This is a genomic window from Aliidongia dinghuensis (assembly GCF_014643535.1).
Taxonomy (GTDB): Bacteria; Pseudomonadota; Alphaproteobacteria; order ATCC43930; family CGMCC-115725; genus Aliidongia; species Aliidongia dinghuensis.
The window spans coordinates 12710-24925 of sequence record NZ_BMJQ01000013.1 but is presented as its reverse complement, the minus strand read 5'-3'; the positions used below and the strand labels follow the sequence as shown (position 1 = coordinate 24925).

General features: G+C 67.4%; 14 protein-coding genes. 7 read left to right on the top strand and 7 right to left on the bottom strand.

Annotation, left to right across the window (positions count from 1 at the left end; genetic code table 11):
- Positions 1–9: 9 nt before the first annotated feature.
- The 3 genes from IEY58_RS22940 to IEY58_RS22930 are packed head-to-tail and all read right to left on the bottom strand — an operon-like array spanning position 10 to position 3004.
- Positions 10–831 (bottom strand): ABC transporter permease, encoded by an 822-nt coding sequence (locus IEY58_RS22940; protein ID WP_229743897.1) that lies wholly within the window; start codon positions 829–831, stop codon positions 10–12.
- A gap of 45 nt (positions 832–876) precedes the next feature.
- Positions 877–1917: an ABC transporter substrate-binding protein gene (locus IEY58_RS22935; RefSeq protein ID WP_189050163.1), complete on the bottom strand. Its 1041-nt coding sequence runs from the start codon at positions 1915–1917 to the stop codon at positions 877–879.
- Positions 1918–1960: 43 nt separating this feature from the next.
- Positions 1961–3004 (bottom strand): isopenicillin N synthase family dioxygenase, encoded by a 1044-nt coding sequence (locus IEY58_RS22930; RefSeq protein ID WP_189050161.1) that lies wholly within the window; start codon positions 3002–3004, stop codon positions 1961–1963.
- A 149-nt stretch (positions 3005–3153) separates the two neighbouring features.
- Here IEY58_RS22930 and IEY58_RS22925 point away from each other — a divergent pair, with 149 nt between their 5' ends.
- The gene (locus IEY58_RS22925; protein ID WP_189050159.1) at positions 3154–3846 is read left to right on the top strand and encodes a TetR/AcrR family transcriptional regulator; all 693 of its coding nucleotides are present in this window, start codon (positions 3154–3156) and stop codon (positions 3844–3846) included.
- A gap of 38 nt (positions 3847–3884) precedes the next feature.
- Here the strand turns inward: IEY58_RS22925 and IEY58_RS22920 are convergent, their stop codons facing one another.
- From IEY58_RS22920 to IEY58_RS22910, 3 genes are all read right to left on the bottom strand, one after another.
- Positions 3885–4310, bottom strand: a complete 426-nt coding sequence (locus IEY58_RS22920) for a type II toxin-antitoxin system VapC family toxin (RefSeq protein WP_189050157.1) — start codon at positions 4308–4310, stop codon at positions 3885–3887.
- Positions 4310–4552 carry a type II toxin-antitoxin system Phd/YefM family antitoxin gene (locus tag IEY58_RS22915; protein WP_189050155.1) on the bottom strand — a complete coding sequence of 81 codons (243 nt, stop codon included), beginning with the start codon at positions 4550–4552 and terminating at the stop codon, positions 4310–4312. Before IEY58_RS22915 ends, IEY58_RS22920 begins: the two co-directional genes overlap by 1 nt.
- A 74-nt stretch (positions 4553–4626) precedes the next feature.
- The gene (locus IEY58_RS22910) at positions 4627–5979 is read right to left on the bottom strand and encodes an MFS transporter (protein WP_229743896.1); all 1353 of its coding nucleotides are present in this window, start codon (positions 5977–5979) and stop codon (positions 4627–4629) included.
- Between the two features lie 201 nt (positions 5980–6180).
- Here IEY58_RS22910 and IEY58_RS22905 point away from each other — a divergent pair, with 201 nt between their 5' ends.
- Together IEY58_RS22905 and IEY58_RS22900 are read left to right on the top strand one after the other, a co-directional pair.
- The gene (locus IEY58_RS22905) at positions 6181–6933 is read left to right on the top strand and encodes a GntR family transcriptional regulator (RefSeq protein ID WP_189050152.1); all 753 of its coding nucleotides are present in this window, start codon (positions 6181–6183) and stop codon (positions 6931–6933) included.
- Positions 6934–6943: 10 nt separating this feature from the next.
- The gene (locus IEY58_RS22900; RefSeq protein WP_189050150.1) at positions 6944–7924 is read left to right on the top strand and encodes a 2-hydroxyacid dehydrogenase; all 981 of its coding nucleotides are present in this window, start codon (positions 6944–6946) and stop codon (positions 7922–7924) included.
- A gap of 9 nt (positions 7925–7933) precedes the next feature.
- Here the strand turns inward: IEY58_RS22900 and IEY58_RS22895 are convergent, their stop codons facing one another.
- Positions 7934–8812: a LysR family transcriptional regulator ArgP gene (locus IEY58_RS22895; protein WP_189050148.1), complete on the bottom strand. Its 879-nt coding sequence runs from the start codon at positions 8810–8812 to the stop codon at positions 7934–7936.
- Positions 8813–8899: 87 nt separating this feature from the next.
- Between IEY58_RS22895 and IEY58_RS22890 the strand changes: the two genes are divergently transcribed.
- From IEY58_RS22890 to IEY58_RS22875, 4 genes are all read left to right on the top strand, one after another.
- The gene (locus IEY58_RS22890; protein ID WP_189050146.1) at positions 8900–9505 is read left to right on the top strand and encodes a LysE/ArgO family amino acid transporter; all 606 of its coding nucleotides are present in this window, start codon (positions 8900–8902) and stop codon (positions 9503–9505) included.
- Between the two features lie 84 nt (positions 9506–9589).
- The gene (locus IEY58_RS22885) at positions 9590–11035 is read left to right on the top strand and encodes an MFS transporter (protein WP_189050144.1); all 1446 of its coding nucleotides are present in this window, start codon (positions 9590–9592) and stop codon (positions 11033–11035) included.
- A gap of 61 nt (positions 11036–11096) precedes the next feature.
- On the top strand, positions 11097–11867 hold the full coding sequence (trhO, locus tag IEY58_RS22880; RefSeq protein ID WP_189050143.1) for an oxygen-dependent tRNA uridine(34) hydroxylase TrhO: 771 nt from the start codon (positions 11097–11099) through the stop codon (positions 11865–11867).
- Entirely contained in the window at positions 11860–12081 is a 222-nt protein-coding gene (locus tag IEY58_RS22875; protein ID WP_189050142.1) for a SlyX family protein, read from the top strand. Before trhO ends, IEY58_RS22875 begins: the two co-directional genes overlap by 8 nt.
- The last annotated feature ends 135 nt before the right edge of the window (positions 12082–12216 follow it).

Below are 12216 nucleotides of genomic sequence, written 5' to 3'. Positions count from 1 at the left end.
CTATCGGCCTCACTCCGTAATCACCGCACGCCGTTCGACCGTGGCTGCGAAGCCCAGATAGAGCAGGAGTGCCGCGGTCAGGAGCACCAGGGCCGCAGCGCTGCCCAGGCCCCAGTTCAGGAACGACTGGATCTGCTCCGCGATCAGCTCCGCCACCATCATGGTGCCGGTGCCGCCCAGGAGCGAGGGCGTGATGTAGTAGCCGAGCGACATGACGAAGATCATGACCGCCGCCGTGGCGATGCCGGGCAGGCTCATCGGCAGCAACAGCCGGCGGAACACGGTGAACGGCCGGGCGCCGCAGACCGAGCCCGCCTGCAGCAGCACCGGGTCGATCGTGGCGAGCGTCGCCTGCAGCGGCAGGACGGCGAACGGCAGCATGATGTAGGTCATGCCGATCACCACGCCGGTGAGATTATTGACCAGCGGCAGCGGCTCGGAGATGACACCCAGCTGCATGAGCAGCGTGTTCACGACGCCCGACCGCTGCAGCAGCACGAGCCAGGCATAGGTCCGGGCCAACAAGTTCGTCCACATGGACAGGAGCAGGATCGCGAGCACGAGTTTGCGCGTGCGCTGGCGCATGAGGGTTAGGGCCCAGGCGACCGGATAGCCGATCGCGATCGAGAGTACCGTCACGATGCCGGCCAAGAGGAACGTGTTGGCCAGCACCTTGGCGTAGGTCGCATTGCCGAGCAGTGTCGCGTAATTGCCGAAGCCCCATTGCGGCTCGCCGAAGCTGCGGGCGAGGAACAGCAGGGTCGGCAGCGCGAAGAACAGCGCCAGGAACAGGAGCGCCGGCAGGGACAGCAGCAGGCCGCTACTCCTCACACGTCCAGTACGCACAGGTTCAGTACGCACGCGTCCCGCCAAGTCTCAGGCCACCTGCCAGGCGTTCCAGCGCTCGGCGATGGCAGCACCGTTTGTCGCCCAATATTGCGCATCGAGGCCGATCTGGCTGTCGGTGTGCGAGGTCGGGCTCGACGCGGCGATGCTCTTGTCGAGCAGCGGCACGGCGTCGAGATGGATCGGCGCGTAGGCGGTCGCATTGTCGAAGGCGGCTTGCGCCTTGGCGCTTGTCGCCTCGGCGATGAAGCGCATCGCCGCTTCCCGATTGCGCGTGCCCTTGGGTACCACCAGCATGTCGGAGAAGGTCAGGTTCTGCTTCCACACGGGCGCCACCGGTGCCTTTTCCTGCTCCAGATAGTGAATGCGGCCGTTCCAGAACATGCCGAGGCTCGCCTCGCCGGAGGCGATCAGCTGCTGGGATTGCGCGCCGCTGCCCCACCACAGGATCGAGGCCTTGATCGTGTCGAGCTTGCGGAACGCCCGGTCGAGGTCGAGCGGGTAGAGCTTGTCCGGGGTGACGCCGTCGGCGAGCAGCGCGATCTCGACGACGCCGGCCGACGGCCATTTGTAGAGCGCACGCTTGCCGGGATATTTTTTTAGATCGAACAGCGCATCCCAGCCCGCAGGCGCCGCCCCGTGCAGCGCCTGGGTATTATAGGCGAGCACGAAGGCGAAGAAGAAGCTGCCGACGCCGTAGTCGAACACGAAGCGCGGGTCGAGCCGGCTGCGGTCGATCACCGAGAAATCGAGCTTTTCCAGGAGGCCTTGCGCCGCGGCGCGATGGGCGAAATCCGCCTCGACATCGACCACGTCCCAGCTGACGGCCCCGGCGTCGACCATGCTCTTGAACTTGCCGTAGTCGGTCGGCCCGTCCTGCTTCACCGTGAAGCCGCTGCTCGTCGTGAAGGGCTGGGCCCAGGCGGCCTTCTGGGCGTCCTGCGTGCTACCGCCCCAGCTCGTGAAGGTGAGGGCCCCGGCATCGGCCGCGAAGGCCGTGCGCCGCACCGCCAGGCTCGACAGCGCCGCAAGGGAGGAAACCAGGACGGATCGGCGATTCATGTAAAGCATGGGGGCGGCCCTCGGCTTGGCGGTGTGGGTCAGTGGTCGGTGGTCAGTGGTCGGGGGTGTCGCTTTCGGTCGTCTTGCGGTAGGCGAACGTGGCGTTGAAGCGGTTGAGCAGATGCTCGCCGGCGCGGATCGGCGGATAGAGCGGCGGCTGCTCGGCCGAGTGGCAGCTTGGCAGGCACTCGACCAGCGCATCGAAGTTCGGATCGAAGAAGAACGGCACGGAATAGCGCTCGCGCCCGCTCGTGTTGATGACACGGTGCAGCGTCGCGGCGAAGGCATCGTTGCTCCAGCGCGCCATCTGGTCGCCGATGTTGACGACGAAGGTGCCCGGGATCGGCGGTGCTGCGATCCACTCCCCGGCGCTGTTCTGCAATTGCAGCCCGCCGACCTCGTCCTGCGCCAGGATGGTGAGGCAGCCGTAGTCCGTGTGGGCGCCGCAGCCGAGCGTCTTTTCCTCCACGTGCCCCTGCTGGGGCGGATAGTGCAGCAGCCGCAGCTGGGCCAGCGGCTTGTCGATCTTGTCGGCGAAGAAGTCGGGCGAAAGGTCGAGCGCCACGGCGAAGGCGCGCATCAGCCGCTCGGCGAGCTGGCGCATCTCGCCGTAATAGCGTTCGAGCGTCGGGCGGAAGTCCGGCAGCGCCTCCGGCCAGACATTGGGCCCGTGCAGCGGCACGCCCGCCTTCACGTGCGGGTCGTCCGGCGGCAGGTCGAGCGCCATGTCGAACCCTTCCTTGAGGTCGGCCGTCAAGGTCGGGTCGGTGTTCTCCTCGAACATCGGGAAATAGCCGCGGTGATGCGGCGAGCGGGCGATGTGGATCGCCATCTTCGCGTCGAGCGGCTCGTCGAAGAAGCGTCGGCCGAGCGCGAAGACCGTGTCGACCAGCTCCTGCGGCACGCCGTGATTGCGCACGTAGAGAAAGCCGACCGTGCGGCAAGCTTCGCCGATCGCCGCCGCGGTGGCCCCATGCGCCGGGTCGGCGAGGAGCGGCGCCAGATCGATGACCGGCACGGCTTCAAACGGAATACGCCGACCGGCGAGGCCCGCGGCCAGGCTCGGTGCGTTCAAAGCGGGGTTCAGGTCTGCCATCGCCGCGCATCTCCGTTGCTGAGGATCGTGTTAAGTATGCACTTAATTAAAAGCGCTGCAATGCTGAAAATACCGCGGTCGGCGATATTCGGGTAAGCGATCCGGTTCGGGCTTTGCGGGAGCGGAGGAAGCGAGCGAGGATGTCGGCCATGAAGCAGCTTGAGGCAGCCGCAGCGGTCGCGCCGCCGGCATTGACGACGGAGCGCAAGCGGGCTCCCCGGGATTCCGAGGCGGCGCGGGCAGCAATCCTGAAAGCGGCGATCGACGAATTCGCGCGGGAAGGCTATGGCGGCGCGCGGGTCGACAAGATCAGCCGAAGCGCCGGCACGAACGAGCGCATGCCTTACTATTATTTCGGCAGCAAGGAAGGCCTGTTCCGGGCGGCGCTCGAAGCGGTCTACGGCGATCTGATCGGCGCCGAGCAGGCGCTCGACCTTGAGACGACCGAGCCGGTCGAGGGTGTCCGGCGCTTCATCGCCTTCACCTGGACCTATTACCTAGAGCATCCGGAATTCATCAGCCTGCTCAATACCGAGAATCTCTATAAGGCGGTCCACGTCCGCGAGTCGCAGCGGATCCAGAGCCTGTCGTTCCCGCAGGTCGGCATCCTCGAGGATCTCTTGACGCGCGGCCAGGCGGCCGGCTGCTTCCGGCAGGATGCGGAGCCGGTCGAGATGCTGCTGACCATCACGGCGCTCGCCTATTTCTACCAGTCGAACACGCACACGTTCTCGCATTACCTCGGGCAGAACCTGGCGGCTCCGGCGGCGCGCGAGCGATGGCTCCAGCACATCACTCGAGTGGTGCTGGAGTTTCTGGCGATACCCGCGGACCGGGCGTGAGGGGCGGGCTCCTCCCCCCCCCCCCCCCCGCGAGAGGCTCATGCCAGCAGCCGCGTGGGGATGCCGAGCATAGGTCCTGCCTCAGCAAGCCGCTGATCGAGCGTATGGACCGTGGCGCCTTGTTCAGACGCCGTTGCGAGGTGGAGCGCGTCGCCCGCACGCAGGCCGAGAGCATGCTGATCGACGAACTTCGCCGCCGCCCGAAAATGCCCGCCAGACACCGGCAGGACGGTGAAGCTCTCCGAGACCAGCTTATGGAACATCGCCAAGGCCGCTGCGCGTTGCTGAAGCGTCATCTGACCGGTCCTGAGCTTGATCGCCAAGGCGGACGACAGCTCAGTGATGGTCCAGTCGCTGATCAGGAGCTGCGCCGGATCCTGCTCCGCCAGCCAGGTTTGCACACGAGCGGTTGCGGCCTCGTTGGAAAGCGCCGCGACGATCAGCGACGTGTCGAGATAGAGCATCAGTAACGATCGCCATCACGCATCGATCGTATAAGATCGGCTGCGTTCTGCGCCTGCGGCGGCATGACAGCCGTCAGGGCTCGAAGCATGGCCACGTCGATCCGCTTGCGGGGCTTTTCCACGGCGGTCAGTTGCGCAACCGGCTTGCCGCGCCGGGTGATGTTGATCGAATCGCCGGCCTCCACCCGATCGACCAGCTCGCTCAGATGCGCTTTGGCTTCAGCCAGATTCATCGTGTCCATGTCGCATTCCTGACCATGTAGATGGTCATATAGCGCTTGAGGCCGAATAATTCCAGCAGCGACCGCGCCGGTCTTCAGGGTGTCGTTTCCAATGTAAGCGGCCGAACTCCCGGCGTGGCGGCCGTGCGCGGCGCCAGCCCGGTCGCCAGATAGAGCAGCATCCCGGCCATGAGCAGGAAGACGCCGAGGATGATGATGCCGAGCTGCGGCCCGGCGTAGCCGATGATCATGGCGCCGAGGATGCCGGACAGGCTGCCGAACGAATTGATGCCAGCAAGCCCGACCGCCGCGGCCTTGCCGGTCAGGATGCGACCGGGCAGCGTCCAGAAGATCGGCATCAGCGACAGGATGCCGGCGGCCGCGACGGCGATGAGCGCCAGCGAGGCGGCAAGGTTCTGGGAGAAATAGGCGCTCAACGGGAGTGCCAGGCCCGCGAGGATTGCCGGTGCGGCGCCATGGAGGCGCTTCTCGCCGGCCTTTTCCGAATGCAGTGCGTTGAGCCGCATGGCAAAGGCCGCGACAACGAACGGGATCGCGGTCAACAGGCCGACGTCGAGATCGCTCTTGATGCCAGCCGCCTTGACGATCGACGGCAGCCAGAACGACAGGCCGTAGAAGCCGGTGTTGAACAGGATCATGATCGCGAGCAGCAGATAGACGCGGCCGGTCCGGAGCAGCGTCCAGATGTCGCCGGCCTTGTCGCGCGCCTCCTCGGCGACGCGGGCGGTCAGCAGCTGCTTTTCGCCCTCGGAGAGCCAGCGGGCGCCGGCGATCCGGCTGTCGAGCCGGGCCAGGATGACGAGGCCAAGCAGGATCGCCGGCAGGCCTTCGATGAGGAACAGCCATTGCCAGCCGCTGATGCCGAGCCAGCCGTTTGCCATGTCCAGGATGGCGCCGGACAACGGGGCCCCCAGCACGAGGCTGACCGGCAGCGCCATCAGGAACAGCGAATAGAGGCCGCTCTGCCGGGTCGAGGGCAGCCAGCCGTTGACGTAGAACATGACGCCGGGCACGAAGCCCGCCTCGCACACACCCAAGAGGAAGCGCAGCGCGTAGAAGGCGGTTTCGCTGCGCGAGAAGATCATCAGCATGGAGACGATGCCCCAGCTGATCATGATCCGCGCGATCCAGACGCGCGCGCCGATCCGGTGCAGCACCAGGTTGCTCGGGATCTCGAACAGCATGTAGCCCCAGAAGAAGACGCTGGCGCCCACGGCAAAGCTCGTGTCGCTGAGCCCGAATTCGCGCGCCATCTGCAGCTTGGCGAAGCCGATGTTCACCCGGTCGAGATAGGAGATGATGAAGCCCAGGAAGAGCAGGGGGACGATGCGGTAGATGACCCGCCGATAGAGCTGCTCTTCGCTGGCGCCGGTCTCTCGCGTGGGCGCCTGGTCGCCCGCCACTGGGTCGATCGTGGATGCTGCCACTTTGCTTCCTCCCGTTCTGCGCTGCCGTGGGGCCCGCGAAGATCCGCGGGCTGGTGCCGCTTGCCGTTGTGCCGTGCCCGTCCGCGCTTTGCGGTTCGGGTATCGGCTTCGGTATTTTTTGACATATTGTGAAATTTCAGTTTGGCGCGCAAGAAACTTTCTGCATAGGATGGTGAAGACTTGAATTCGAGGCGAGACCCCATGGCAACTCGGCCCCCGTCTGAGACGGCAGAGATCCTGCCGCATCCGAGCGCGCAGCGCTTGAGCCTGGCCGAGCTCGCTTACGAGCGGCTCGAGGCCCAGATCGTCCGGTGCGGGCTGCGTCCCGGTGCTGAGGTCACGCTGCAGGATATCCAGGCACTGATTGGCCTCGGGCGCACGCCGGTGCACGAGGCGGTGAAGCGGCTCGCGGCCGACACGCTCCTTTCCGTCCGGCCGCGCGCCGGCCTGCGAGTCATGCCGATCGATCTCGCCCGCGAAGCCACGCTGCTGCAGCTGCGCCGGGAGATGGAGCGCTTCGTCGTCAGCCTCGCTGCACTCCGCGCGAGTGCGGCCCAGCGCAGCCAGATGATGCGGCTCGCCCGCAAGCTGCGCGAGCGGCGCGATGTCATGACCGTGGACGAGTTCAACGTCTACGACCGGCTGCTCGACCGGATCCTGCTGGAGGCCGCGGCGGAGCCGTTCCTGGCGCACACGCTGAGGCCGCTCCACACCATGTTCCGCCGCACCGGCTGGCTCTACCTGACCCATGTTGGCACTGCGGACGAGGTCAAGGCCAGCATCGATGGCCATATCCCGATCCTCGACGCGGTGATCCGGCAGAATGCGGAAGCAGCGAAGGCCGCGTCCGACCTTGTGATCGGGCTCGCCGGCGCGATGGTCGACCGGCTGGAGCAGGAGATCGACCCGGCGCTGCTCGACGTCGGCCTCGATATCGAACCCGCACTCAGCTGAGGACTCCTCGATGCAGATCGTCTTCCATGGCCGCAACGCGGCGACTTTCGCCGAGGGCATCGAGGCGCTGCTCGACGGGCCGCACGACATCCGCCTGCTGCCGGACCGGCTGCGCACAGCCGAGGAGGTGGCGGCCTATGAGACGGCCCAAGTGATCGTCAGCAGCTTCTACAATGCCGAGCTGCCGGCGCCGCGCGCGCTGCGCCTGTTCCATGTGCCGGGCGCCGGCACCGATGCGGTCGACCTCAAGCGCCTGCCGTCGGCAGCGGCCGTCTGCAACTGCTTCGGGCACGAGACGGCGATCGGCGAATATGTGATGGCGGCGCTGTTGCGCCATGTCGTGCCGATCGACCACGCCGACCGGGAACTCCGGCGCGGCGAGTGGGCCTATTGGTCGGCGCGCGACGGCTCGCTGCATGGCGAGCTCGCCGGCCGCACCATCGGGCTCCTCGGCTATGGCCATATCGGCCGGCGCATCGCGCGCCTCGCGGACGCGTTCGACATGCGCGTGCTGGTCGCGAACCGCCGGCCCGTGGCAGCCGAGCCGCCGGTCTCGGCCAGCTATACGCTCGACCGGCTCGAGGAATTCTGCGCCGCGGCCGAGTTCATCGTCTGCTCGCTGCCGCACCTGCCGGAGACCGAGGGATTGCTCGGCGCCGCGGCCTTCGCCGCCATGCGGCCCGACGCGGTCGTCGTCAATGTCGGCCGCGGGCCGGTCATCGACCAGCAGGCGCTCTATGACGCCCTGGCAGAGCGCCGGATCGGCGGGGCGGTGATCGACACCTGGTACGTCTATCCGCCGGCCGGCGAATCCTCCGGCACACTGCCGGCGCGGCTGCCGTTCCACGAACTCGACAATGTGGTGATGACGCCGCACATGTCGGGCTGGACCGACGGCATGATGGCCCGGCGGCGCCAGACGATCGCCGAGAACATCGGCCGGCTCGCGCGCGGCGCGGCGCTCGCGAACCTGGTCAGGGCCGCCGGGTAGCCGCGGCACTCACTGGACGAGGAAGCGCCGCGCCGTCGCCGTCACGGCCCGCGTCACGTCGGCGAGGGCGGCCTCGACCGCGCGCGACCATTGCCAGTTGAGTGAAACGTCGAGCGGTGAGATTGCCAGCAGCACCAGGTGGCCGCTCGCCAGATGGTGCCGCACCAGCGGCTCGGGGTTCATGCCCCAGCCGAGCCCGGCAAGCGCGCCGTCAACGAACGCCTGGGATGCCGGCAGCCAGTGGGTCGGCGTCGCCACCGTCCGGTCGATAAGATTGCGGATCCAGCGGGCTTGGAGCTCGTCCTTCTGGTTAAAGCGCAGGCACGGGGCTGCGCGCAACGCGGCCTCGTCGACGCCGTCCGCGAACCAGCGCCGCATGAACTCGGGCGAAGCCGTTGCGACGTAGCGCAGCGCACCGAGCGGCCGGCTGCCGCAGCCCTGCACGCTGCCGGTGGACGCGGTGACCGCCGCCGCGACCTCGCCGCGCCGGAGCCAGTCGGCGCTATGGTCCTGGTCGTCGAGCACGAGGTCATAGAGCACCCCCTCGGTCGCGGCCATCGCCTCGACGAACCAGGTCGCGAGGCTGTCGGCATTGACTGCGATCCGGATCGTCGTGGGCTGCGCCGCGAGGCCGAGTTCGCCGAGATCGGCGCGGAGCGCGCGTTCGAGCAGGCCGACATCCTCCGCATGGCGGCAAAGCCGGGCGCCGGCCGGCGTCGCGACATTGGGCTGGCCGCGCACGACGAGTGCGGCGCCGATCCGCTCCTCCAGCAGCTTCAGGCGCTGCGAGACCGCCGATGGTGTGACACCCAGCTGCTGCGCCGCCTTCTCGAAGCTGCCGGTCCGCACGACGGCGGCCAGCGCCGACAGATGATCGTAGTCGAGCATTAGCGATGTTAAATTCAGCTAATAGAAATTAAATTCTCTAACGATCCCGGCTCGGCTAGTCAAACGGCTCGTCCTTGGGAGGGCCGTATGCTCAACGCCTATCTGCCGGGCTTCTTGCTCGGCCTCAGCCTGATCGTCGCGATCGGCGCGCAGAACGCGTTCGTGCTGCGCCAGGGCCTGCGTCGGACGCACGTGTTCGCCGTCTGCCTTGTGTGCGCACTCTCGGACGCGGTCCTGATCACGGCCGGCGTCGCCGGCTTCGGCAGCCTGGCGCGGTTCCTGCCGTGGCTGGGCGGCGCCATGCGCTACGGTGGAGCGGTCTTCCTCGGCCTCTATGCGCTGCGCAGCCTGCGCTCGGCCTGGCGGAACGAAGCGGGGCTGGTGCCGTCGGACGCGGACGAGGCGCCGCTGGGCCGGACCATCGCCTTCTGCCTGGCCGTTACCTGGCTCAATCCGCACGTCTATCTCGACACGGTCTCGCTCTTGGGCTCGGTATCGACGCGCTATGACGGCCGGCGGGCGCTGTTCGCGGCGGGCGCCATGACCGCGTCCTTCCTGTTCTTCTTCGGCCTCGGCTACGGCGCGCGGCTGCTACGCCCGCTGTTCGCCGATCCGCGGTCCTGGCGCGTGCTCGACGCGCTGATCGGCCTCGCCATGGGCGGCATCGCGACGAGCCTCGTCGTCCCGTCCTGAGCGGCTGGCAGGTTCCTGCGCCGGAACCCGCACGGGCTGCAGGGCGATTCCTCCTGGCGAGGAGGTGTTCCATGACCCGATATAATGACGCCCGCGGCTGAAGGCGCAACTGACGGCAGCGTGCTCGACACCGACATCCCGGCCCGGCTCGACCGGCTCAGCTGGGGTCGGTTCCACACGCTGGTCATTGCGGCGCTCGGCATCACCTGGGTGCTGGACGGGCTCGAGGTGACGCTGGCCGGCGCCGTGTCCGGCGCGCTGCAGGCGAGCCCGCGGCTGGCGCTGAGCGATGCGCAGATCGGCCTGTCCGCGAGCGCCTATCTGATCGGCGCGGTGTCGGGCGCGCTCTATTTCGGCTGGCTGACCGACCGCTGGGGCCGCAAGCGCCTGTTCAACATCACGCTGCTGCTCTACCTGGTCTCGACGCTGGCCAGCGCCTGCGCCGTCGATTTCTGGAGCTTCGCGCTGCTCCGCGCGCTGACCGGCGCCGGCATCGGCGGCGAATATGCCGCGATCAATTCGGCGATCCAGGAACTGATCCCGGCACGCCTGCGCGGCCGCACCGACCTCCTGGTCAACGGCAGCTTCTGGCTGGGGGCGGCGGCCGGTGCCGGCGGTGCCGTCTGGCTGCTGCAGCCGGGCCTGCTGCCGCCCGACATGGGCTGGCGTCTCGCGTTCGGCATCGGCGCGGTGCTGGGCCTCATCGTGCTGCTGCTCCGGCAATGGGTGCCTGAAAGCCCGCGCTGGCTCATGACGAAAGGCCGCATTGCCGAGGCGGAGGCGATCCTGGCGGAGATCGAAGAGCGCTGCGGCCAGCCGGCGCCTGCTGGGTTGCCGAGAATCCGGCTCCGCACGCGCGACCGTGCGATCGGCTTCGTCGAGCTCGGCCGCAGCCTGTTGCGCGACCATCGCCGCCGCGTCGTGCTGGGCCTCGTGCTGATGGTCGCGCAGGCCTTCTTCTACAACGCGATCTTCTTCACCTATCCGCTGGTTCTCGGCCGCTTCTACCAGGTGCCGGCCGACCGGATCGGGCTCTATATCCTGCCATTCGCTGCCGGCAATTTCTTCGGGCCGATGCTGCTCGGCCGCCTGTTCGACACGGTCGGGCGCAAGGTGATGATCACCCTGACCTATGCGCTCTCGGGCGGGTTGCTGCTGCTGTTGGCGGGTTTGTTCGCGGCCGGGCAAGTCGATGCTGTCGGCCAGACCATCGGCTGGAGCGTCATCTTCTTCTTCGCCTCGGCCGCGGCAAGCTCGGCCTATCTCACGGTCTCGGAGAGTTTCCCGCTCGAAATCCGCGCGCTCGTGATCGCGCTGTTCTATGCGCTGGGCACGGCGGTCGGCGGCGTCGCCGGGCCGGCGGTGTTCGGCCAGCTCATCGGCACCGGCGCGCGGCTCCAGGTCGGCGGCGGCTATGTCTTCGCGGCGGCGCTGATGCTGATCGCCGCGGTCGTCGAGCTCCGTCTGGGCGTTGCGGCCGAGCGGCGCCCGCTCGAGGAGATCGCGCGGCCCCTGGCTGGCATCGACTAACCGGCGTCGAGGGATCCCAAGCGGCTTTCACCACGCGGTGACTGCTGCTAGACCACGCGCCATGGCCACCCATGTCGTCGCACTCTATCAATTCGTCGCCCTGCCGGACTGCCGCGTGCTGCAGGCGCCCGTGCGCGCACTGTGCGAGAAGCTCGGCCTGCGCGGCACGCTGCTGCTCGCCGCCGAAGGTCTGAACGGCACGCTCGCGGGGACCGAAGCCGCGATCGACGTGCTTGTCGCGGAGCTGACCCACGGCGCCCTGTTTGGTGGCCGGCTCGACAATCTCGAGCTCAAGCGGTCGACCGCCGCCGGGATGCCGTTCGGCCGGCTCAAGGTGAAGGTGAAGCGCGAGATCGTGACGCTCGGCGACCCGTCGGTCGATCCGGTGCACCGGGTCGGGACCTATGTTGCGCCAACGGACTGGAACGCGCTCATCGCGGCACCCGATGTGGTGCTCATCGACACACGGAACGCCTTCGAGGTCGCGATGGGCAGCTTCAAGGGCGCGCTCGATCCGGGGACGATGTGCTTCAGCGAGTTCCGTGCCTTCGTCGATCGCACCCTCGATCCCACGGTCCACAAGAAGGTGGCGATGTTCTGCACCGGCGGCATCCGTTGCGAGAAAGCGAGCGCCTACATGCTCGCCCGCGGCTTCGAGACGGTCTACCACTTGAAGGGCGGCATCCTGAAATACCTGGAAGAAGTGCCGGCCGAGGCGAGCCGCTGGTCCGGCGACTGTTTCGTGTTCGACGAGCGGGTGGCGCTCGGCCAGGGGCTGGTCGAGCGGCCGGGAACGATCCCGGGCGAGGGGAGGGAGACCGCCGATGAATGATGCCGACGCGCTGGCTCGCCGGATCGACGCGCTCGAAATGCGCCTCATGCATCAGGACGAGGTCATCGAAGACCTGAACAAGATCGTCATCGAGCAGTGGAAGCGGATCGATCTCCTGACCCAGCGGCTCGCCCGGCTGTCCGATCAGCTGGAGGCGTTGCGTTATGGCGCTGGCACGGATCCGCGGAACGAGCCGCCGCCCCCACACTACTGAATGGCGCACCACTGAATCGCGCTATGGTGCGATCTATCAGTTCATCAAACAAACTGTTTGCCTAACAAACATAACCTGCTCTAATCGTGACTGCGAGAGCACGCCGCTTGAGGGCGTGCCGATGGTCGTGGGAGG